This window comes from Croceimicrobium hydrocarbonivorans (assembly GCF_014524565.1).
Lineage (GTDB): Bacteria > Bacteroidota > Bacteroidia > Flavobacteriales > Schleiferiaceae > Croceimicrobium > Croceimicrobium hydrocarbonivorans.
In genome coordinates, this window is sequence record NZ_CP060139.1 from 1,434,935 (window position 1) to 1,456,674 (window position 21,740).

Consider the following 21,740-nt stretch of genomic DNA (forward strand, 5'->3'; position numbering starts at 1 on the left):
ACACCACTACAAAGCATATAGCTTCGGCTGCCAGCAAGGTTAAAGCTTTTAACCAATTTGGTTTTCTGGTGGACAGGAAAGCGCATCAAATTGAAAATCAGCGTAGCTAAACCGCCACAAGCCATATGCAAAACGTTGTATGCCATGCGAAAAAAGAGCCTACGCTCGACTGAAATAAAAGTGAATGACTGAAAATATTAATCAAAATCCGGAGCAGAAAGCTCGTGACAACATCGACAAAATGTTGGTTGAGGCTGGTTGGATTGTCCAGTCAAAAAAGAAAGTGGACTTGTATGCTTCGAAAGGAGTTGCTGTACGTGAATACCAAACAGACGTTGGACCTGCCGATTATGTCCTTTTTGTCGACAGAAAGCCAGTTGGTGTAATTGAAGCGAAAAGAGAGGAACAAGGTGAGAAACTGACAGTTGCTGAAGATCAATCAAAAGATTATGCTGAAAGCAAACTTAAATACCTGAATAACGACCCACTTCCATTTGTCTATGAAAGTACGGGAGTATTAACGCGATTCACTGACTACCGAGACCCCAAACCAAGATCGAGACCGATTTTTCATTTCCACCGACCTGAAACTCTGTTGGAATGGTTTGGACAAGTAAAAACGCTCCGAGCTAGACTGAAAGATATTCCTGAATTGGATGAGACAGGGCTGAGACCTGCACAGATTAAGGCAATCCGAAATCTCGAAACATCATTCAAAGACAATCGACCCAAGGCTTTGATTCAAATGGCGACCGGAGCTGGGAAAACCTTTACCGCCTGCACCTTTGTGTATCGTTTGCTAAAGCATGCAGATGCCAAGCGCATTCTGTTTGTGGTGGATACCAAAAACCTGGGCGAACAAGCTGAGCAGGAATTTTTGAAATACCAGCCAACAGACGATAACCGGAAGTTCACGGAACTCTACAACGTACAGCGGCTCAACTCAAGTTACATCGCTTCGGACAGTCAGGTTTGTATTTCTACCATTCAACGCCTCTACTCTATTTTGAAAGGGGAAGAATTGGAAGAATCTGCCGAAGAAGAAAATCCGAACGAGAAAAGTTGGCAATGGCAAAAGAAAGAACCCATGCCAGTGGAGTACAATGCCAAAAACCCGATTGAACAATTTGATTTCGTCATCATTGACGAATGCCACCGCTCCATTTACAATTTGTGGAAACAGGTATTGGATTATTATGATGCTTTTCTCATTGGCTTAACCGCTACCCCTGACAAGCGCACATTCGGTTTCTTCAATGAAAATGTGGTGAGTGAATACACTTATGAAGAATCGGTGGCTGATGGTGTAAATGTGCCCTATGATGTGTTTACCATAGAAACGGAAATAACACAGGCGGGGGCAAAAATCAAAGCGAAGGAGTATGTGGACAAACGGGAAAAGCTGACCCGAAAGAAACGCTGGGAACGACTTGACGAAGATTATGAATACACCTCCAACAAACTGGACAAAGATGTAGTCAATCCAAGCCAGATTCGCCATATCATAAAAGCGTACAAAGAGGCATTGCCGAGTATTTTCCCAGACCGTTTTGATGAAAACGGAGAATTTGAAGTACCTAAAACTCTGGCCTTTGCCAAAACGGATAGTCATGCAGACGACATCATTCAGATTATCCGTGAAGAGTTTGGCGAAGGAAATGACTTTTGCAAAAAGGTGACCTATAAGATTGAGGAAGATCCTAAATCGGTTTTGAACCGTTTCCGCAACTCATGGAATCCACGCATTGCAGTTACCGTAGACATGATAGCTACGGGAACAGATGTAAAGCCATTAGAGGTGCTGCTTTTTATGCGAGACGTGAAAAGCATCAACTACTTTGAACAGATGAAAGGCCGTGGAACCCGAACCATCAATTTTGATGATTTGAAACGGGTGACTCGAACGGCCAAACACACCAAAACTCATTTTGTGATTGTGGATGCCGTGGGCGCCACCAAATCCAAGAAAACGGATAGTCGTCCTTTGGAACGCAAACCCACTACGCCTTTAAAAGACTTGCTTGGTGCAGTAACGATGGGTGTACAAGACGAAGACTTGTTTACTTCATTGGCAAATCGCCTGATTCGATTGGAAAAACAATTGACTGAAGATGAAAAAGCCAAGTACGAAGAACTAACAGAAGGCAAAACACTGAACCAAACTACCAAAGACCTACTCAATGCCTTTGACCCTGATTTGATTCAAAGCAAAACACAAGCTTTGGTCAGTCAGATTCCGGTGCAAGACCGAACTCCTGCTAAGGAGGAAGAATGCCGCAAGCAAGCTCAAAATGAACTGGCGCTTTGTGCGGCCAAGACCTTTACAGGAGAGCTCAATGATTACATTGTAAATGTCCACAGGATACATGACCAGATCATTGACACGGTGAACACCGACAAAATTCTGCGTTCGGAATGGGATAGCTTTACTAAGGACAAAGCTGAAGAAGTGGTTAAAAACTTCAAGGAATACATTGAAGCCAATAAAGATGAAATCACCGCTTTGAGCATTTTCTACGACCAACCTTACCGCAGGCGTGAACTCACTTTTAAGATGATCAAAGACCTGCTTGATAAATTGAAATTGGAAAAACCACTTCTTGCTCCACACTATGTCTGGGAAGCTTACGCACAACTGGAAAAAGTAAAAGGCAACCCGCCTGCCGGACGGGCAGGCAGCCCGAAAAACGACTTAGTGGCTTTGGTTTCCTTAATCCGTAGAGTAACGGGAATTGACCAACAACTCACACCCTACAACACAACGGTGGATAAGAATTTTCAGGATTGGGTATTTGGCAAGCAAGCCGGTGCACTCAAATTTACTGAAGAACAAATGGGGTGGCTCAGAATGCTCAAAGATCATATTGCCAACAGCTTTCATGTGGAAGTGGACGATTTGGACTACACTCCATTTGATGCCCAAGGCGGGAGAGGAAAGATGTACCAGCTTTTTGGCGACAAGATGGACGAAATTATTAACGAACTAAATGAAGTTCTGGCTGCCTGATGAGAGAAGATTGGATTGAAATAGAATTAGGTAAGATTCTAAAGGTATCAAGTGGCCTTGGATTAACGTTCAAAAAAATGAGTGGTAAAGGCTACCCCGTGTATGGAGGTAACGGCATCACTGGCTTTCATTCAGAATACCTCTATGAGGATGAAAAACTAATTATCGGTAGAGTAGGTGTTCGATGTGGAGTTACACACATAACAAAACCTAAGTCATGGGTGACTGATAATGCTTTAGTAGTTGAATTCAAGCTTCCATGTTTTTACTTGAAATTCATGAAGCTAAAACTTCAATTCGAGAACTTAAACAAATTATCAAACTCTACTGCTCAGCCCGTAATTTCAGGTTCTAAAATTTATTCTTACTCCGTAAAGCTGCCTCCCCTCCCAGAACAACGCGCCATAGTCGCCAAAATAGAGCAGCTTTTTAGCGAGCTAGATAATGGCATAGCCAACCTCAAAGCCGCCAAAGACAAACTGGAAATCTACCGACAGGCCGTGCTGAAAAAAGCGTTTGAGGGGGAGTTGACGAAGGAGTGGAGAAAGAGGTATGATATCAATCATGTCTGGGACATAATGCCGCTAAAAGATATTGGTGATTGGAAAGGAGGAGGAACACCATCAAAGAGTAAACCTGAATATTGGGAGAATGGCACTGTGCTGTGGGTCTCTCCCAAAGACATGAAAACAGAAGTGATCATCTCAACAATAGATAGAATCACAGAGGAGAGCATTGAAAATTCTTCAGCTAAATGGATTGAAAAAGGGGCAATACTTATTGTTGTCAGAAGTGGTATAATTCGCAGAATGCTTCCTGTTGCTATCGCAGGACAAGATCTTACGGTGAATCAAGATCTACAGACAATCAAACCAATTGATGCATTTACTTCAGAATTCGTGTACTGGTTCCTCATAGCAAATGACCGTGATATTAGGGAGAAGTGCGCTAAAGATGGCACAACAGTAAATAATATTAATGTTCCTGTTCTAAAGAAGTACAAAATTCCAGCTCCTGACCTTGATGAACAAATCCAAATCGTCCAAGAAATCGAATCCCGCCTTTCTGTTTGTGATAACATTTTGGCCAACATAGAAGAAGGGCTGGAAAAAAGTGAAGCCCTGCGGCAGAGTATTCTCAAACAAGCCTTTGAAGGCAAGCTACTAAGCGAAGAAGAACTGGAAGCGTGCAGAAAAGAGCCGGATTGGGAGCCAGCAGAGAAGTTGTTGGAGCGGATTAAGAACGGAGACAAAGTAGAATCCAAAAAAGTAAGCCATGCCTGATGCACCGCTCAAAATAATGGTGTCCTCTACGGTTTATGGTTCAGAAAGTGATTTGGACCAGATACATGCCATTTTGAAAGGCTATGGCTATGATGTAGTTATGTCAAAAAATGGTACTGTCTACGTGCCAATCGGAGTTTCGAATGAAGAAGCTTGCTTGCAAGCAGTAGAAGATTGTGATTTGTTTCTGGGTATCATTTTCCCCAGATATGGCTCAGGAATCACCCACAAGGAATTTTCAAAAGCCATAGAGCTTGATAAGCCAAGATGGTTTATATCACACCACTATATCGAGTACACTCGACAATTAATGAAGCAATTCATGTTTGATGCCGCAGGAAATCGAAATGATTTTGAAATTCAGCGCACATCCGTGATGGATAGTATCAAGGTGATTGACATGTACAATGAAGCTATTCAGAATCACTTGGACTCGGACAAAAGAAGATCGCATTGGGCTCATCCTTTTTTTAAAACACCTGAGACTTATGACTTTCTCAAAACCCAGTTCAGCGATATGGGCAGACGCATTGACGAATTGAATAAACTAAACAATAATGAATAGCGAACAACTCATAAAAAGCCTCCTGAAACAAGGAGAAGGCGAGCAGCTTGAGTTTAAACAGGTTGTTCGCAAAGATGCCATTGGCAAAAGCATTTGTGCCTTTCTCAACCATGAAGGTGGTCAGGTGCTAATTGGCATTGCTGATGACAAAAAAGTAGTCGGCATTGCTGATGCTGAAAAGTGGGAAAAGGAATTGACCGATTACTTGAACACTACTATCATTCCAGAAGCACCGATCATGGTTTCAGTTGAGAGTGTGGGCAACAAACAAATTCTATTGGTTAAAGTATGGGCAGGCTCCAAACAGCCCTACATTTTTGACGGTAGTATTTATTTCCGCAAGGGACAAAGCACAGTCAAAGCCACATCGCAGCAGATTTCAGACTTGATTCACAATCGCCAGAAAACAGAATTGCATTGGGAACGTCAATTGGCATTGGGCGTTGAACTGGAGGATCTGGATATTCACGAAATCCAAAAAACCATTGATCGATCCATTAACGAAAGCAAGCTGGACGAAAGCAAAAGAAATCCGATTGACTTCCTGACCCATTTCGGACTTTTCCAGAATGGTCATTTCACCCATGCTGCTGTAGTGCTCTTTGCAAAAAACCCTGCTCGATTTATACCCCAAACACGTGTTCGGGTTGCATTTCTTGAAAAAGGAAAAACAGCTGATGAGTTTGTGGATGATAAGTTACTGGATGGCAATTTGTTCAAGAACATCTTAGCAGTTCAGGATTTCTTTGAGAAACATTTACGCACTACCAGAAAATTCAGTGAAAAGGAATGGGAGCGGCAGGATGAATATGTAGTGCCCATGTCGGCATTACGGGAAGGTGTGATGAACGCCTTGGTGCATCGGGATTACAGCTTGCCATCAGCTTCTATGTCTGTGATTATTTACAGCGATAGAATTGAAGTCTTCAATTCCGGCAAGTCACCATTGAAAGCAGCCGAGCTTAAAAAGAGTCACTTATCGCTTCCGGTAAATCCTGACATAGCCCACATAGTATTTCTGAGAGGCTACATAGAGAAAATTGGTAGAGGTACAATAAAGATTATGGATGCTTGTAAAGCTGCTGGTCTTAAAGCACCTAAATGGACTACTACAGATACTAGCGTAAAACTTGCTTTTCCTCTTAATGTAAAACTTGGCGGAGCTAGTGACGGTGCTTCTGACGGTGCTTCTGACGGAGCTATTGAGGGTGTTATTGGTGAAGCAATTGAGGGTGTTTCTCGCCCCGTGCGAACTCGATTGGTAGACATTGTGAGCATAGTGCTAAATGAGCCTGGCATCAAGAATATCGATTTACAAGAGCGTTTGAAAATCTCAGAACGTACGGTCACATCTGATATGAAAAGATTAGAAAAGTTCATTGACTATAAAGGCAGCAAGAAAGGTGGCGGTTATGAACCGAATAAGGAGCTATTGAAAAGAATTGACAAAAAACCTGCGGATTAACCTGCGGGATAACTTGCGGATTAAAATTTCAACTTAATCTGCGGATTAACTTGCGGCATAACCTGCGGAAAAAGAAAAATATTATGAGTAACGAATCAGGTATAGTATCAAAAGTTTGGAGTTTTGCCAGCGTACTACGGGACGATGGCGTTAGCTATGGTGACTATTTAACGCAACTCACCTATCTACTTTTCCTAAAAATGGTAGATGAGTTTGCCAAGCCCCCATATAATAGGGAAATTGCAGTTCCAGAAGGATGTGACTGGGAAAGTCTAAAGGGAAAAAGAGGTGCAGAACTAGAAACCCATTACACCAAAATTCTGCGGGAACTTGCAAAAGCCAAAGGTACGCTCGGGCAAATCTTTGTTAAGTCAAGAAATGAAATTCAAGACCCTGCCAAACTCTACAAGATCATAGACATGGTCGATAAGGAGAAATGGAGCATGATGGGTGCTGACCTCAAAGGCAAAATCTATGAAGGCCTTTTGGAGAAGAATGCAGAAGACACCAAATCTGGAGCTGGACAGTACTTCACCCCAAGAGCATTGATTAGAGCAATGGTGGCTTGCATACAACCAGAACCCATGAAGACCATCACAGACCCGGCTTGCGGAACAGGCGGTTTCTTCCTAGCTGCTTATGACCACATTGTTAGCAGTCACGAGTTAAATCGTGAGCAAAAGGAGTTTTTGAAAAACAAAACCTTTTACGGTAATGAGATTGTAGCCAATACACGCAGAATGTGTTTGATGAACATGTTCTTGCACAATATTGGCGAAATAGATGGAGAGACCTTTATTTCTTCGGCAGACGCACTAGTAGCAGACGAAGGAAAACGATTTGATTATGTGTTGGCAAATCCTCCATTTGGAAAGAAGTCGAGCATGACCTTCACCAACGAAGAAGGTGAGCAGGAAAAAGAAGATTTGGTTTACAATCGTCAAGACTTTTGGGCAACCACTTCCAACAAGCAGCTCAATTTTATGCAGCACATCCGAACCTTATTAAAGGAAAATGGAGAAGCTGCCGTGGTTTTGCCAGATAACGTGTTGTTTGAAGGTGGTGCTGGAGAAACCGTTCGGAAACAAATGCTACAATCAACCGAGTTGCACACAATACTCAGATTACCCACGGGAATATTCTACAAACCGGGTGTAAAAGCCAATGTCTTGTTTTTTGATAACCGCCCAGGTGCAAAGGAAGCATGGACAAAAGAGGTATGGATCTACGACTACCGAACTAATGTCCACCATACCCTGAAGAAAAAGCCCATGCAGTTGGAAGACCTTCAAGACTTCATTGACCGCTACAATCCAAGCAACCGAAACGACCGAACAGAAACATGGTCTGAAGAAAATCCTGAAGGACGTTGGCGAAAATTCACCTACGAAGAAATAATCGCTCGCGATAAAACCAACCTTGATATTTTCTGGCTCAAAGACAAAAGCCTAGCAGACCTTGACAATCTGCCTGATCCAGACATTTTAGCCAATGAAATCATTGAGAATATAGAAGCAGGTTTAGAGAGTTTCAAAGAAGTGATGGAAACAATTAATGGAAAGGTTGAGGAATGAAAAAAGAGGTCAAGCATCTTTATAACAAGGCTGTAGATTCTTTGGTACTGAGCATTGAACTGTTTAATAGACCGAATGATACTGCTCGTGTTCATGGTGTCTTGATTATGATGGATCATTCTTTTGAAATGCTGTTAAAAGCCTCCATTCTTCATAAGGGCGGTAAAATCAAAGATAGAAGAGCCACACAAACAATTGGATTTGAATCTTGTGTTCGTAAAGCCTTTAGTGATGGTGAAATTAAATTTCTGACCGAAGATGAAGTATTGACGTTGCAATCACTTAACGGTTTAAGGGATGCTGCGCAGCATTACACGCTAGAAATTTCAGAGCAGCACCTATACTTTCAGGCTCAATCAGGCTTGACACTATTCCGTGATATTGTAAAACGAGTATTTGATATTGACTTAAAGGAAGGATTACCTGTTCGTGTTTTGCCTTTAAGCACGACTCCACCGACTGATATTCAGGCATTCTTTTCCAATGAGATTGTGGAAATAAAGAAGCTTCTTGGCCCAAACAAAAGGAAAAATATTGAGGCCATCGAAAAGCTTAGAGCATTGGCAATAATGGAAAATGCTGTTCAAGGAAATGACACCCAACCATCTGATGGGGAATTAAAGAAAATCCTGAAAACACTTGAGAAGGGAGGGAATTTTGGTCAGTTGTTTCCTGGGGTATCTACACTGAACTTCACAGCAAGTGGATATGGTCCATCATTGGATTTGAGGATTTCGAGAAAAGAAGGTGTCCCTGTTCAAATTGTGCCGGAAGGAACACCAGGTGCGCATGTTGTCGCACTCAAAAGAGTTAACGAGCTTGACTACTATAATCTTGGACGTGACCAACTAGCAAAAAAAGTCGGACTAACAGGACCAAAAACAAGTGCAGTCATTCATCATTTGAATTAAAAAGCAGACCCAGAAAGTTTTAAAAGAATTTCAGTTGGTAATGTACATCATGACAGATATTCACAGAAAGCAATTGGGCAAATCAAAGCTGGAATAGCAGCAACTCCAATGGCTGAAATTTGGGAAAACTATAAAAACAGATAAATGATATCAGCCGCACGCATCCATACACATTGGTAAGTCGCTCAAAGCCGACCCGCAAGCCAAAACTTGCCAAAGAGTATGTCTGCCCCAACGCTGACAGAAAAGAAAATGAAAAAGCACGGGCATACAACATTGGCTATACGTAATGCGGGCGAAAGTGCTAAAAATGAAAGCTTAAAATGCCAAACGCACCATACACAAACCGTTAATCTCTATTTAGCCCCGCGCGACCACATCCAAATTCCAAAGCCTAATTCGGCCACAGTCATGGGTAGACTTAAACCTAATTCCAGGGCATCCAAACTATGCTGAGAGATTAAGGGAAAGGCCTTTAAGAAGTGGATTAAGCTATAGCTGATACCGGCGATATAAAGCAAAAAGCCCCATACTTTCGGCACTCCGTATTGCCTGTAGACCAAGGCTCCTAGTGCAAATAAGTGGGCTCCGAAGAGAATTAAACCGGCCGACCAAATGGCTTCGAAGGATTGAATTTTATGGTATATGGCTTCCGCCGAAAGGCCCTCATTAAAAATTCCCACTTGTACTAATTGACTTATGGCTCCTGCCAAAACCACTGAATAAGCTAAACGCAGGGCAAAAGTCCAATTGGCAAGGCGCTTTTGGTTCGGGCGGAAAAACTGCCAAATAGACCAGCTTACTACTACATCCAAAAAGAGTATTAATAGCCAAAGTGCGGTTTCCATCTGAAAGAGACCTAATTTGCTTTTCAGGTTCGCAGCTGTAGCTTGAGCATCACCTTGCGTCCAAATTTGAGGATGGAGATATCCAAAGGAAAAGCCGGCAGCTAGGGCCATTAATACAATTGCGATTCCTGTGATTTTTGCCGCCCTACGCGGAGACTGATTTAAGCTAAATACTTGCATTTTGAATGTTTTTAAGGTTCTTATTTCTGAATGCGGATGCCGCGAATGAGCAACCAAAGGCATAAGGAGAGTTCACCAATAACACTGGGGATCACCACCATTATTTCGAAGAAGCCGCTGTAATCATTGTAATTCGTAAGGCTAAAGCTGGCCACGGAATCAATCACATAAACCAAACCGGCCAATTGAATCATTAAGCCAATCCAGGAAGGGAAGCGAGCCGATTTTAAGATCAAATAGCCCATAATCATTAAGTGCACCCCAAAGAAGATCAGGCCTAATAACCAGGTATCATCAAAGCTTTGGGTTAAATGATCTACCTGTCGCAGAATGAAAAGCTCATCGCCACTGTAGGGCTTGCCCAGCAATCGCAGGAAAGAAACCAAATCCATCAGAGCCACCGCAAATACCGCGGCATTTACTAAGCGCAAGGCCGAGGAAATCATAGCCAAGCTTTGGTTTACAGAGCGTAATAAGAGGTAAAAGGGAACCGCTAAAATGGCATCCATCAAAACCATCAGCACGAAGCTTAAGATGGCCAGACTCAGCATCCCCGGGGCGGCCTTAAAATTAGCCCAGGTACCGGCCGGATCACCAGGTATTACCATCGCCTCTACTACAAAGCCGGTGGCAAAAAAGGCAGTAATAAAAATCAATAAGTATCCAAGCCCCGTCCAATGGGCCATTCGTTTTAAGTTTTGCATAGTTGATTGTTTTTAGGAATGAGTTATGATGATATTGCCTTTCTTATGACCGGCATCGATATAGGTATGCGCCTCCGCTAATTTTTCGAGAGGAAACTGTCGGTCGATTACCGTTTTATGCTTGCCTTCCGCGATCACTTCCAAAAGATGGGATAAGAGTGCACGCAATTCTGCTGGTTTCAACAATCCGGTGGCAGCGAAGAGGGCTTTTTTATCGGCCTTACGACTCAGCAGCATCTGCCATAGTAAGGGCAAGCTCATTACCGGAGACAAGTATTTACCGCCTTTCTTTAAGGCCCCTTTAGCCTCCGGAAAAGAAGACTTGCCAATGGTATCGTAGATCAGATCATAGGCTTCGGTGCGAGTAGTGAAATCCTCTTTGCTATAGTCGATAACATGATCTGCTCCCAGAGATTTTACCAAACCTACATTGCGGGTACTGCATACTCCGGTCACCTCGGCGCCATAGTATTTCGCCAATTGCACTGCCGAAGTTCCCAAGGCACCGGAGGCCCCATTAATTAAGACCTTCTGTCCGGGCTTAACCATTCCAACTTCACGCAAGAAATTCACTGAGGTTACCGCGCCATCTCCCAATGGGGCAGCATCGCTAAAGGAAATAATTTCTGGCAGATGCATAAGTACATCATCCGCCGAGGTAAGTAAGTACTCAGCATTGGCGCTAAAACCCAGGGTGGTTTCACCAAAAACACGATCCCCGGCTTTAAAGTCCTTTACGCCTTCACCTACGGCTTCCACCACTCCAGCATATCCGGTTCCGGGAATAGGATTTTTAGGTTTGGAAATACCGGTAAACAAGCGCGCCACATAAGGCTTACCGCTGCGCATCTGAGCATCAGCACGAGTAGCAGCCGATACTTCTACCTTGATTAACACTTTACCCGCTTCCACTTCTGGGCGATCGATTTCTTCTAAACGGAATACTTTAGGACTTCCGTAGCCCTGGGCCACGATGGCTTTCATTTTTATGTTTTGCTTCGTCATCATCTTCAATGGTTTTGAATTGATTATCCATTTTGACGAGGCAAAGATTCAGCGAAAGCTCAGGGCAGGCGTTCGCCATTCCATGCGGCAGGTTCGGAATTATAAATCGGTACAAAAAGAAATACAGAACTAAGCTTGATGCTGATTTACAAAGGCTTTAGGCGTTAAGCCCGTTTCCTTTTTAAAGCTGGTATTGAATACGGTTTTAGAATTAAATCCACTCTCATAGGCTAATCCCAATAAGGAAATATGGGAATTGGAAGGATCTAAAGCCAATTGCTTAAAGGTGTTTATCCGATAGGTATTTACGAACTCATTAAAGTTCTTCCCAAAGCTTTCATTTAGGAGCCATGACAATTGGTTGGGATGCAATTGCAATTGACTACTTAAGCTCCGCAGGGTTAGCTGAGGATTTAAATAGGGCTCCTCTTCCACCATCAGCTTTAAAAGCTCATCCCGAAACTGCTGCTCGGTACTTTCATCCATTAAAGCCTGCTTACTGCTCTTCTGCTTTTCGCGGGGCAGCTTGCCATAGATTTTGGAATGGAATAGACCAAAGCGGCTGTCGCTCCGCAAAGCTTCGGCCAAAGGATCACTAAAGGACAAAAGCAAAATGGCACTTTTAATCTCCAGGGATTTATCCAGCCATTCAAAAGCTTGATCAGCCTGCCCCTGAGCTACGTATAAAAGGTAGAGGTAACTATGTTGCTGAAAAGCCAGGGGTTCTTGGGCTTCCGCTTCTAATTGTGCTTGCACCGCAGGAGCTTCTGCCGATTGAGTTTCAAAGAGCCAAAGCGCCTTTAATCCCAAATAATCGCCCGGGGTTATATGCTCCTTTTCCTGCTCCAGAAACTTTTGGATGGCCGAATACTTCTTCAGTTTAAACCAAACATAGGCCCGTGTAACAAGAGCCGGTAAGTTTTGAGGGTTGCGCTCTAAGAGACTGTTTAGTATCGATTCGGAACGAGCATAATCCGCGATGCGATAAAAATAATAGGACTGGTAAAACAGGGTTTCCTGATTCAGGGGATCCCGATCCAAGGCTCGCTTTAAATAGCGATCGGCCAATTCGGATTCCCCATACAGCAGGTACATAAAGGCTAAAAACTGCAGTCCCTCAGGATAGCTCGGATCGCATTCTACCGTTTTTAAGGCATGCTGAAAGCTCGCCTGATAATCTGCTTCAGTGAAAAAAGAAATATTGGCCAATTGATAATGGGCTCCGGCGGCATTAGGATCAAGCTTGAGCGCCTCCTGAGTATGCGCTACCGCCTTGCCCCAAGCTTCTTGATAATCCATCGCCTGAGTGGTGGCCAAAAAACCATAGGCATCAGCCAAACCTATATGGGTATTGGGCTGCTGTGCATCCAGCTTTAAAGCTTCCTCCCAATTTTCAATAGCCAAGCGCGCATCTTGAGCATTCCACTTATTAAAATGAAAGCGCGCTTTGAGATCATGCTCATAGGCCGATAAATTGGTAGTAGCCGGAAAAACCAATTGATCACCAAATTCCAGGTGACCAAATTGCTCCCTTAATCGATCCGCAATAAGCAGGCTTATCTCATCTTGAACCTCAAATATATTGGCCAATTTGCGATCCCAGCTTTCCGACCAAAATTGATAGTCTTCATCTGCTTTGATCAGCTGAGCTGACACTCTCAAGGTATCGCCCGCCAAACGAATACTGCCCTCTAAAATCACCGCCACTTTTAATTCGCGGGCAATCTCTGAAAGAGGCAGGTCCTTATCTTTAAAATAAAAACTGGAGCGGCGGGAAGTCACCTTCAATCCTTCCACCCGGGTTAAAGCATGGATAATTTCCTCACTTAAACCCTCACTGAGGTATTCATTTTCAGCATCCCTACTTAAATTCCGAAAAGGAAGTACGGCAATGGAAGTTTTAGACATGTTTGGCTATTGGCTGAGCAAGTTAGGAAAGGCCGCGGATATTTTATTAAAACTTCAAATGGCGAATGGTTTCTCCATTATTAATCAATTGTCGCAGCGACTCAATGCCAATTTTCACATGATTCTGATCGTAGGTCTTGGAATTTGCCGCATCCTTCTCCATGGTTTTCACTCCATCCGGAACCATAGGCTGATCGGTTACCAGCAGCAAGGCCCCGGTAGGAATCTTATTGAAAAAGCCCACCGAAAAAAGAGTGGCCGTTTCCATATCAATGGCATAGGCTCTAATCTTGCGCAGGTACTTTTTAAAATTTTTATCAAATTCCCAAACCCGACGGTTGGTGGTATACACCGTGCCGGTCCAGTAGCTAATATCATGATCGCGAATCGTAGTACTAATAGCTTTTTGCAGAGCAAAAGAGGGCATGGCCGGGACCTCGGGCGGGAAATAATCATTGGAGGTTCCTTCGCCCCGAATCGCACCTATGGGTAAAATCATATCCCCAATCTTATTGCGCTTTTTCAGTCCACCACATTTCCCTAAAAAGAGCACTGCTTTGGGGCTTATCGCCGATAGGAGATCCATAACGGTAGCGGCATTGGGCGAACCCATTCCGAAATTAATCAGGGTGATTTCCCCACTGGTAGCCGAAGGCATGCTCTTATCCAAGCCGCGAATTTCAGCTCCGGTGCTATCCGCGAAAAGCTGCAAATAATGCTGGAAATTAGTGAGTAAAATATAGGAGCCAAATTCTTCTAAAGGCACTCCCGTATAGCGCGGTAGCCAATTATCAACGATTTCAGATTTTGTTTTCATAGGGATCTTTTAGGCCTTTAAGATAATCGCCTTTCGGCGGATGAGAAAATAAAAATGTCAACTACACTTGACTTTTGTAAATAAAACTTTACTTTTGTCAAGCGAACTTTACATAAACTAAAACATAAAAATGAACGCACTTCACGAAAAACGACAAGCCCAACGTCACAATGCCATGCGCAAATTGGGTATGTGGACCGCTGCCTGGGTTATCAGTCAAGCCATAGTAGTATTTGGCGGCAGCCTGGCCTGGCCAGAAGTTACTAGTCTAAAACTGCTAAGTATAGGTCTAAACATCATTCTGGGCCTGATGATGATTGGCGCAAACCGAAACCTGATTAAAACCATGGATGAGCTAGAGCGCCAACAACAATTGGAATCTATGGGAATAACCTTAGGCCTCACCTTGGTTATTGGATTAGCCTATTCTTCCCTTCATATCATCAAGCTCATGCCTTTTGATGCCGAAATCTCCTATCTGGTTATGTTTATGGGTATCACCTATTTAGTGACTTTGGCCATCAACAAAAAACGCTTCCAATGAAAAACCGCATTCGCGATTTACGAAGCGCCAAAGGCCTTACCCAAGAGGATCTGGCAAAAGAAATTGGAGTGAGCCGACAAACCATTAATGCTATTGAAAAGGGAAAATTCGATCCGAGTTTACCCACGGCCTTCCGTTTATCCCTACTCTTCGAAACGCCTATTGAGGGTATTTTCGAATTCGAGGAAGCTTAAACACTAAGCTCTCCACAGATATTTTCGAGATAGGCCTGTTCAAAGTCTTTGCCTTGCAGCCCCTTTGCTAAAAGCACCATTGCTTTGGTTAAGGCCGCTTCGAGCACCATATCCCCGGCACTGATCAGGCCTATTTCTTGAAATTTTCGACCGGCCTCGTATTTCGACATCTCCACCTCACCGGCAGAGCACTGGCTTACATTAATCACCGGAACTGCTTTTTGGATCACATCGGCCAAAGCCTCTAATAGCCAGGGATGCCCCGGTGCATTACCACTGCCAAAGGTGCGTAATATGATGGCCTTATTATTTGGATTCTGAATTAAGGGTACCGCCAGTTCAGCCTGCATGCCCGGAAAGCAATGTAAAATTGCCACGCGTGGATCCAACTCCTCCAAAATTTGGAAACGACCAATACTAGCCGGCATAATCGAATTGCGATTGTACTTTATCTGCACTCCGGCCTCTGCCAACAAAGGATAATTAGGCGAACGGAAGGCCTCAAAATCTTGAGAGCTCACCTTTTGCAAGCGATTACCCCGGTATAAATTGTATTCGAAATACACCGCTACTTCCGGCACCATTGGACCGCCTTCTTCATTGGTGGCAATGGCAATTTCCAAACTGCTTAGAATATTCTCCCGAGCATCCGAACGCGGAATCCCTACCGGCAATTGACTACCGGTTAAAATGACCGGCTTGGCTAAATTTTGCAGCATAAAACTCAATGCTGCCGAAGTATAAGCCATGGTATCGGAACCATGCAAAATCAAGAAGGCATCGTAATTCAAATAATCCGCCTCAATCCTGCGGGCAATGCGCAACCAATGCGCCGGAGTCATATTCGAGGAATCTAAAACCTCATCAAAACTATCCGCCTCTAATTGAGCAGGGAAATCGCGTAATTCTGGAATAAAGGATTGCAAATTCTCAAAGCTAAAGGGATGGTAGGCCCCATCACTTTTCAGAATCATCCCGATGGTACCACCGGTATAGAGTATTAATATGCGCCGACGATTAGTGCTCATAACTGAAAAATCTTACGGGCATTGGCCGTGGTTATGGCATCAACTTCTTCTAGCGGACGCTGATGTAAATCGGCAATTTTTTGGGCGATATAACTTAGATAGGCGGGCTCATTACGCTTACCGCGATAAGGCATGGGCGCTAAAAAAGGAGCATCGGTTTCCAGCACCAGGTCCTCCGTTTGTAGTTCGGCAACCACCTTATCCAGGCCGCCATTTTTAAAGGTTACTACTCCCCCAATACCTAGTTTCAGGTTTAGGCTTAAAGCCTGATGCGCCTGTTCTAAATTTCCGGTAAAGCAATGGAATATGCCAAACAAATCATCCCCTCGGTGCGATTCCAAAACCTCGAAGGTTTCATCAAAGGCATCTCTGCAATGAATCACAATTGGCAAAGCCATTTCTTTAGCCTTGCTGATCTGCTGATCAAAAGCAATTTGCTGCTCTTTTAAAAAGGTTTTATCCCAATAGAGATCGATACCAATTTCGCCCACCGCATAATAGTGGGTATCGGAAGCCAGTTCTTCCCAAACTACGGCCAGTTCTTCTTCATAATCTGCCTTTACATGACTGGGATGCAAACCCATCATGGGGTAGATATGATCATGATCTGCCGCCAGGCTCTTTAAAGCAGCAACACTTTCCTTATCAATATTGGGCAAAAACAATTCTTGAACACCCGCCTCAAATGCACGCTGCAAAAGGGCTTCGCGGTCTTCGCTAAACTGTTTTAAATAGATATGGGTATGGGTATCAATCATAGGCAGCGAAAGTAAGAAATGCCCATCGTCTGCCGAACCTGGCTCGAAATTAAAAAGCTAGCAAACATCAAAGTCCGATCGAAGTAAATCTACACTAAAAATCTCTTTTTCAATCACTTTAAATAATGATGTCACTCTGACACTACTAAAGTCAACCCCCTTAAACCGGGGCATTTAATTAGCCAAGGCCCGCCTTCTCCCTTACTTAGTAGAAAAATTAAAATGCGTTTACAAGATAAAGTAGCCGTAATCACCGGAGGCGGCAGTGGTATTGGCTTAGCTGCCGTAAAGGAATTTTTAAACCAAGGCGCTAAAGTGGCCATCTGGGACCTTAACTCAGATCAGGTTCAATATCTCCTTAAAAGTGAAGGAGAAAGTCAACTGCGTTTTTATTCCGTAAACACTGCTGAAAGTGCTTCCGTAAACGAAGCCGCCGAAAAAGTAATTCAGGATTTTGGCAAAGTAGATATCCTCATCAATAATGCCGGCATTACCCGCGATGCAACCTTGCTGAAAATGACCGATGAGCAATGGCAGGCCGTTCTCCAGGTAAACCTAACCGGGGTTTTTAATTGCACCCGTGCATTTGCACCGCATTTTAAAGCCCAGGAATCAGGTCGTATTATTAGCACCTCCTCGGTTGTAGGACTTTACGGTAACTTCGGACAGAGCAATTATGTTGCTACTAAAGCCGGCGTAATTGGCATGACTAAAACCTTTGCTAAAGAACTAGGCAAATATGGAGTTACCGCCAATGCTGTAGCTCCGGGATTTATCGCTACCGATATGGTTAAAACCATGCCCGAGAAAGTATTGGACATGATGAAAGACAAGGCCCCATTAAAAAGATTGGGTCAACCCGAAGATATCGCGAAAACCTACGCCTTCTTGGCTTCCGACGATGCAGCCTTCATTACAGGCACCTGCATTAGTGTTGATGGTGGCGTAACCCTATAGAATTTATGAGAGCAGTTCAGATAAAATCAACGGGAATGGCTGTACCTGAGCGCGTGGTGCCCAATTCCTATTTCAATGAAATATTAGGTGAGGATGTAGATACCTGGCTACGTGAAAATGTAGAGATCTACGAAAGGCGATGGTTGGATGCGGATCAAGGAGTGGCCTCCCTCTGTTTGGCTGCCGCACAACAAGCGATGGATCGCGCTGGTTTAAGTAATACTGAGGTTCAGCTTCTGATTATCGCCACCGATACACCCGAATTCATTTCGCCTTCTACCGCCAGTGTTATTCAGCACCGTTTAGGTTTGGAGAACTGCGCCACCTTTGATGTAAACACCGCCTGCGCGGGATTTGTAAGTGCCCTAGATACGGCCAGCAAATACCTAAAGTCGGATGAGCAATACCGCAATGCCATGGTAATTGGCTGCTACGGCATGAGTAAATACCTCAATTTGCAGGACAAGAAAACCGTTACTCTCTTTGCCGATGGCGCGGGAGCGGTAATCCTCAGTGCCAAGGAACCTGGCAATTCTGATATGCTCGCCGCCTTGCAAACCACCCAAGGTCAGTATTACGATTGGATGGGAATTTACAGTGGCGCCACCAAGGAACCCGTAAGTGCGGAGATCGTAGCCAACAATGATCAATACTTGAAATTCGTGAAGCGCTTCCCCAGCGAGCTAAACCCTCAAATGTGGAGTAGCATTGCCCAGGAATTATGTAAAAGAGCGGGCATTTCCGTATCGGAGGTGCGCATGTTTTTCATGACCCAGATCAATATCAATTCCATTCGGGGCATGCTCGATATTCTGGAATTACCGCATGATCGGGCGATTACCATTATGCATAAATTCGGTTATACCGGATCAGCAGCCATCCCTATGGCCCTAAATATGGCGGTAGAGCAAAACCTAATTAAGCGTGGCGACCCCATCCTCCTAATTGGATCCGGTGGCGGCTTAGCCTTTGCCGGTGCATTAATGCGCTACTAATATGGAAAGTGGGGGAGCAAATATGAGTGTTTACGCGGGCTTGGCCTTAGGTGCCTTGGCTCTGCTTAGCATCATTCTGGCTATTCGTGGGGCCCGAAAAACAAAGAGCCTCAGCGATTATGCCTTGGGCAGCAAAGGCTTCTCACCTTGGTCGGTGGGCTTGGCTTTAGCCGCCTCCATGACCTCCGCCGCTACCTTTATTATTAACCCGGGTATCATTGGCTATTATGGTGTTAGCGCATTTATAGCCTATGCCATTGTGCTACCTATCGCCGCACTGGGCACCCTTGTTTTAGTAAGCAAAGCCTTTCGGCAGATGGGCGTAAAGCAACAGTCATTGAGTTTATCCCATTGGCTGGAAAATCAATACCAAAGCCCTTTCCTGGGTAAGCTCTTTGCCTTTCTTTCTTTATTGATGCTCACCTTCATCGTATTGATTGTAGTGGGCTTAAGTCAGGTAATCAGCAGCAGTTTAAACATCGAAGCTCAAACCGCTATGCTTATCCTTATTGCGGTGGTTTTTGGCTACATGATGTTTGGCGGCGCCAATTCCATGGTTTACACCAATACCATCCAGGCACTGCTTATGCTGGTTGTGGCTTTTCTTTTGCTGGGTTCCGGTCATGAGCATTTTAGCGAAGGGCTTTCGGGCTTTTTAAAGAAGCTAGAGAACATTGACCCTAAATTGGCGCAGGTCCCTTATCCAGAAAGCCCCCTGTTTCGGGATTATTTTGAAATCATAATTTGCCAAATCCTAATTGGCATTGCCATCATTTTTCAACCCCATATTATTACGAAGTCCTTATTGCTTAAAGACGACCGCGCTTTATCCAAATACCTAATTACCGCCGTAGTGGTAGAGATCATCTTCTTTATGGTGGTATTAACCGGACTTTACGCCCGCCTCGAATTCCCGGATCTGCAAGTAAATGGAAGTATCCTTTCCCCCGACCAAATGGTTTCTGTTTATGTGGTCCAGGAATTCCCGGTGTGGTTAGGTTTAATCGTGATCCTGGGCTTAATCTCAGCAGGACTCTCCACTTTGGAAGGCTTAATCCAGGCTCTTTCCACCACCATTAATCGTGAGATTGTACAGAGCTATTTCTTCCCCGAGACTAAGAAGGCCCTCAGTGAAAGTCAGAAGCTAAAACTCAATCGCATCATCATCATTTTCTTGGCGGTAGTGAGTGCGATATGGTCTTGGCAGCAGATCGTGAATCCCAATTTAAGTGTAGCCTTACTGGCTCAGAACGGGGTTTACGCCTTTTTTGCCGCGGCCTTTGTTCCCATTGCCTTTGGCTTGTTTATCCGCAATTTCGGGAAGGTACCGGCAACTACCGCTGCCATCCTTGCCATTGTTACTCACTTTGGAACTTATTACTTGCGCCTTGGACCCTATATGCAGGAGGAAGTGCGCAATCCGGCTGTAGCCGCCAGCTATGCTATTATTATTGCCAGCCTTAGTGGCTTAATTTTACATTTTACCCAAAAAAGATCGGCGATATGAGCCTCGATTGGTTTCAAAAATGGGCCCTCTACAGCCCCGAAAAAATTGCCATCAAAGAATGGAATACTAAGCGCGCCCTAAGCTACCGCGAGCTTAATCGCCAAGCTATACAGTGGTCGCAATATCTTTTAGATCGTGGCTTTCAAAAAGGCGATCGCCTGGGAGTACTGAGTGAATTTCGTTTAGAATACTTCATCCTTCTGGGGGTAGCTCAAAAAACAGGCATCATTCTGGTTCCGCTCAATTATCGCTTAAGCGCCCGCGAATTGCAGTATATGACTCAGGATTCGGGTTGCAAGCTTTTGCTAATGGAATCCCAATTCACCCCGGATCCTAATTGTCCGGTTCCAATCGATAGTTTAGAAAGTTTTGCGGAGGAAGCCAGCAAGGTAGAAATGAATGAATTGTCTTGCCCTAAGCCCGAAGGCCAGGACCCTCTTTTTATCCTCTATACCAGCGGCACTACCGGTTTCCCGAAAGGAGCGCTCTATACCCATGAGATGGCGATTTGGAATAGCCTCAATACCGCCCTGCGCCTAGAAGTAAATGCTAATGATCGCTGCTTACAAATTATGCCTCCTTTCCATACCGGTGGCTGGAATGTACTCAGCACTCCCCTATTGCATTTCGGCGCCAGCCTCATATTAATGCCCAAATTCGAACCAGAAGAATGCTTAAGGGCCTTGGCAGAAGAATCCATTAGCCTTTTTATGGCGGTGCCTACCATGGTGCGAATGCTTAGTGAGGCACCTAATTTTGAGGCCGCTGATTTAGCTGCCTTGCGCTACTTTATCGTGGGCGGCGAAGCCCTGGCCATCCCTTTAATTGAAAAATGGGCCGCTAAAGGGGTCCCTATTCGTCAAGGTTATGGACTTACCGAAGTTGGCCCCAATGTAACTTCCCTAAATGCCGAAGACGCCATTCGCAAACGAGGTAGTATTGGTTTCGTTAATTTCTATTACGACTGGAAGCTCATTAGCGAGGCAGGCACAGAAGCTAGCACGGGCGAGAAAGGAGAGCTTTGGTTAAAAAGCCCCTGTGTTAGTCCAGGCTATTGGAATAATCCCGATGCCACCGCCTCCAGCCGCAAAGGTGATTGGTTTAAAACTGGTGATGTTTTAATTCGTGATGAGGAAGGTTACCTCTATTTGGTAGATCGCCTAAAGAATATGTACATCTCCGGTGGGGAGAATATTTACCCTTCTGAGATTGAACATTTTTTAAGTCTGCATCCCGATATTTTAGAAAATGTAGTTGTAGGCGTACCCGATTCTAAATGGGGCGAAGTAGGCTGTGCTTTCATCAGTAGCAATGCCATTTTGAATGAAGCGGATTTACGCGCCTATTGCGAAAAAGGCATGGCCCGATTTAAGATCCCCAAGCATTTCGTTTTCCTGGATGAATTACCTAAAAACACCGCCGGAAAAATAGATCGACATGCTCTGCATAGTCGCTTCCAGCAGGACTAAAGGAAGGTAAATCTTGCTACC

Annotated in this window: 19 protein-coding genes; 12 read left to right on the plus strand and 7 right to left on the minus strand. The window is 44.3% G+C overall.

Going from position 1 to position 21,740, the window contains the following annotated elements; translation table 11 throughout:
* The first annotated feature begins 184 nt into the window (after window positions 1-184).
* The 6 genes from H4K34_RS06635 to H4K34_RS06660 all read left to right on the plus strand — a co-directional run bounded on the left by H4K34_RS06635 (window position 185) and on the right by H4K34_RS06660 (window position 8,805).
* The gene (locus H4K34_RS06635) at window positions 185-3,007 is read left to right on the plus strand and encodes a type I restriction endonuclease subunit R (protein WP_210760039.1); all 2,823 of its coding nucleotides are present in this window, start codon (window positions 185-187) and stop codon (window positions 3,005-3,007) included.
* On the plus strand, window positions 3,007-4,290 hold the full coding sequence (locus H4K34_RS06640; RefSeq protein WP_210760040.1) for a restriction endonuclease subunit S: 1,284 nt from the start codon (window positions 3,007-3,009) through the stop codon (window positions 4,288-4,290). Before H4K34_RS06635 ends, H4K34_RS06640 begins: the two co-directional genes overlap by 1 nt.
* Window positions 4,283-4,855, plus strand: coding sequence for a DUF4062 domain-containing protein (locus tag H4K34_RS06645; RefSeq protein WP_210760041.1), 573 nt, complete (start codon window positions 4,283-4,285; stop codon window positions 4,853-4,855). Before H4K34_RS06640 ends, H4K34_RS06645 begins: the two co-directional genes overlap by 8 nt.
* Window positions 4,848-6,320: an RNA-binding domain-containing protein gene (locus H4K34_RS06650; protein WP_210760042.1), complete on the plus strand. Its 1,473-nt coding sequence runs from the start codon at window positions 4,848-4,850 to the stop codon at window positions 6,318-6,320. Before H4K34_RS06645 ends, H4K34_RS06650 begins: the two co-directional genes overlap by 8 nt.
* Before the next feature lie 83 nt (window positions 6,321-6,403).
* Window positions 6,404-7,894: a class I SAM-dependent DNA methyltransferase gene (locus H4K34_RS06655; RefSeq protein ID WP_210760043.1), complete on the plus strand. Its 1,491-nt coding sequence runs from the start codon at window positions 6,404-6,406 to the stop codon at window positions 7,892-7,894.
* Window positions 7,891-8,805, plus strand: a complete 915-nt coding sequence (locus tag H4K34_RS06660; RefSeq protein WP_210760044.1) for a DUF3644 domain-containing protein — start codon at window positions 7,891-7,893, stop codon at window positions 8,803-8,805. Before H4K34_RS06655 ends, H4K34_RS06660 begins: the two co-directional genes overlap by 4 nt.
* Window positions 8,806-9,161: 356 nt before the next feature.
* On the opposite strand, the gene H4K34_RS06665 is transcribed toward H4K34_RS06660, so the two are convergent.
* The 5 genes from H4K34_RS06665 to H4K34_RS06685 form a co-directional block, all read right to left on the minus strand.
* Window positions 9,162-9,833 (minus strand): DUF4386 domain-containing protein, encoded by a 672-nt coding sequence (locus H4K34_RS06665; RefSeq protein ID WP_210760045.1) that lies wholly within the window; start codon window positions 9,831-9,833, stop codon window positions 9,162-9,164.
* Window positions 9,834-9,853: 20 nt separating this feature from the next.
* Complete coding sequence (locus tag H4K34_RS06670; protein WP_210760046.1) at window positions 9,854-10,537, minus strand: DUF4386 domain-containing protein; 684 nt, start codon at window positions 10,535-10,537, stop codon at window positions 9,854-9,856.
* 12 nt (window positions 10,538-10,549) lie between these two features.
* Window positions 10,550-11,521 (minus strand): NAD(P)-dependent alcohol dehydrogenase, encoded by a 972-nt coding sequence (locus H4K34_RS06675; RefSeq protein ID WP_210760047.1) that lies wholly within the window; start codon window positions 11,519-11,521, stop codon window positions 10,550-10,552.
* 150 nt (window positions 11,522-11,671) lie between these two features.
* Window positions 11,672-13,450 carry a helix-turn-helix domain-containing protein gene (locus H4K34_RS06680; RefSeq protein WP_210760048.1) on the minus strand — a complete coding sequence of 593 codons (1,779 nt, stop codon included), beginning with the start codon at window positions 13,448-13,450 and terminating at the stop codon, window positions 11,672-11,674.
* A 46-nt stretch (window positions 13,451-13,496) separates the two neighbouring features.
* Entirely contained in the window at window positions 13,497-14,267 is a 771-nt protein-coding gene (locus H4K34_RS06685) for an AMP nucleosidase (protein WP_210760049.1), read from the minus strand.
* A 130-nt stretch (window positions 14,268-14,397) separates the two neighbouring features.
* On the opposite strand from H4K34_RS06685, the gene H4K34_RS06690 reads away from it, so the two are divergent.
* Window positions 14,398-14,811, plus strand: coding sequence for a hypothetical protein (locus H4K34_RS06690; protein WP_210760050.1), 414 nt, complete (start codon window positions 14,398-14,400; stop codon window positions 14,809-14,811).
* Window positions 14,808-15,005: a helix-turn-helix transcriptional regulator gene (locus H4K34_RS06695; protein ID WP_210760051.1), complete on the plus strand. Its 198-nt coding sequence runs from the start codon at window positions 14,808-14,810 to the stop codon at window positions 15,003-15,005. Before H4K34_RS06690 ends, H4K34_RS06695 begins: the two co-directional genes overlap by 4 nt.
* Here H4K34_RS06695 and H4K34_RS06700 read toward each other — a convergent pair.
* Window positions 15,002-16,033, minus strand: a complete 1,032-nt coding sequence (locus H4K34_RS06700; RefSeq protein ID WP_210760052.1) for an asparaginase — start codon at window positions 16,031-16,033, stop codon at window positions 15,002-15,004. The genes H4K34_RS06695 and H4K34_RS06700 overlap by 4 nt on opposite strands.
* Complete coding sequence (locus H4K34_RS06705) at window positions 16,030-16,791, minus strand: TatD family hydrolase (protein ID WP_322107637.1); 762 nt, start codon at window positions 16,789-16,791, stop codon at window positions 16,030-16,032. The genes H4K34_RS06700 and H4K34_RS06705 overlap by 4 nt, the downstream gene beginning before the upstream one ends.
* Window positions 16,792-17,013: 222 nt before the next feature.
* Between H4K34_RS06705 and H4K34_RS06710 the strand changes: the two genes are divergently transcribed.
* Genes H4K34_RS06710 through H4K34_RS06725 form a run of 4 tightly spaced genes read left to right on the plus strand, consistent with a single transcriptional unit; the run spans window position 17,014 to window position 21,719 of the window.
* Window positions 17,014-17,748, plus strand: a complete 735-nt coding sequence (locus H4K34_RS06710) for a beta-ketoacyl-ACP reductase (RefSeq protein ID WP_210760053.1) — start codon at window positions 17,014-17,016, stop codon at window positions 17,746-17,748.
* A 35-nt stretch (window positions 17,749-17,783) separates the two neighbouring features.
* On the plus strand, window positions 17,784-18,743 hold the full coding sequence (locus tag H4K34_RS06715) for a 3-oxoacyl-ACP synthase III family protein (RefSeq protein WP_210760054.1): 960 nt from the start codon (window positions 17,784-17,786) through the stop codon (window positions 18,741-18,743).
* 22 nt (window positions 18,744-18,765) lie between these two features.
* On the plus strand, window positions 18,766-20,250 hold the full coding sequence (locus tag H4K34_RS06720) for a sodium:solute symporter family transporter (RefSeq protein WP_210760055.1): 1,485 nt from the start codon (window positions 18,766-18,768) through the stop codon (window positions 20,248-20,250).
* Complete coding sequence (locus H4K34_RS06725; protein ID WP_210760056.1) at window positions 20,247-21,719, plus strand: class I adenylate-forming enzyme family protein; 1,473 nt, start codon at window positions 20,247-20,249, stop codon at window positions 21,717-21,719. Before H4K34_RS06720 ends, H4K34_RS06725 begins: the two co-directional genes overlap by 4 nt.
* Window positions 21,720-21,740 lie beyond the last annotated feature (21 nt).

Excerpts from the sequence above, each read along its gene's own strand:
- H4K34_RS06635 (WP_210760039.1), top strand. The coding sequence starts at position 185 with ATGACTGAAAATATTAATCAAAATCCGGAGCAGAAAGCTCGTGACAAC.
- H4K34_RS06640 (WP_210760040.1), top strand. The coding sequence starts at position 3,007 with ATGAGAGAAGATTGGATTGAAATAGAATTAGGTAAGATTCTAAAGGTA.
- H4K34_RS06645 (WP_210760041.1), top strand. The coding sequence starts at position 4,283 with ATGCCTGATGCACCGCTCAAAATAATGGTGTCCTCTACGGTTTATGGT.
- H4K34_RS06650 (WP_210760042.1), top strand. The coding sequence starts at position 4,848 with ATGAATAGCGAACAACTCATAAAAAGCCTCCTGAAACAAGGAGAAGGC.
- H4K34_RS06655 (WP_210760043.1), top strand. The coding sequence starts at position 6,404 with ATGAGTAACGAATCAGGTATAGTATCAAAAGTTTGGAGTTTTGCCAGC.
- H4K34_RS06660 (WP_210760044.1), top strand. The coding sequence starts at position 7,891 with ATGAAAAAAGAGGTCAAGCATCTTTATAACAAGGCTGTAGATTCTTTG.
- H4K34_RS06665 (WP_210760045.1), bottom strand. The coding sequence starts at position 9,833 with ATGCAAGTATTTAGCTTAAATCAGTCTCCGCGTAGGGCGGCAAAAATC.
- H4K34_RS06670 (WP_210760046.1), bottom strand. The coding sequence starts at position 10,537 with ATGCAAAACTTAAAACGAATGGCCCATTGGACGGGGCTTGGATACTTA.
- H4K34_RS06675 (WP_210760047.1), bottom strand. The coding sequence starts at position 11,521 with ATGAAAGCCATCGTGGCCCAGGGCTACGGAAGTCCTAAAGTATTCCGT.
- H4K34_RS06680 (WP_210760048.1), bottom strand. The coding sequence starts at position 13,450 with ATGTCTAAAACTTCCATTGCCGTACTTCCTTTTCGGAATTTAAGTAGG.
- H4K34_RS06685 (WP_210760049.1), bottom strand. The coding sequence starts at position 14,267 with ATGAAAACAAAATCTGAAATCGTTGATAATTGGCTACCGCGCTATACG.
- H4K34_RS06690 (WP_210760050.1), top strand. The coding sequence starts at position 14,398 with ATGAACGCACTTCACGAAAAACGACAAGCCCAACGTCACAATGCCATG.
- H4K34_RS06695 (WP_210760051.1), top strand. The coding sequence starts at position 14,808 with ATGAAAAACCGCATTCGCGATTTACGAAGCGCCAAAGGCCTTACCCAA.
- H4K34_RS06700 (WP_210760052.1), bottom strand. The coding sequence starts at position 16,033 with ATGAGCACTAATCGTCGGCGCATATTAATACTCTATACCGGTGGTACC.
- H4K34_RS06705 (WP_322107637.1), bottom strand. The coding sequence starts at position 16,791 with ATGATTGATACCCATACCCATATCTATTTAAAACAGTTTAGCGAAGAC.
- H4K34_RS06710 (WP_210760053.1), top strand. The coding sequence starts at position 17,014 with ATGCGTTTACAAGATAAAGTAGCCGTAATCACCGGAGGCGGCAGTGGT.
- H4K34_RS06715 (WP_210760054.1), top strand. The coding sequence starts at position 17,784 with ATGGCTGTACCTGAGCGCGTGGTGCCCAATTCCTATTTCAATGAAATA.
- H4K34_RS06720 (WP_210760055.1), top strand. The coding sequence starts at position 18,766 with ATGAGTGTTTACGCGGGCTTGGCCTTAGGTGCCTTGGCTCTGCTTAGC.
- H4K34_RS06725 (WP_210760056.1), top strand. The coding sequence starts at position 20,247 with ATGAGCCTCGATTGGTTTCAAAAATGGGCCCTCTACAGCCCCGAAAAA.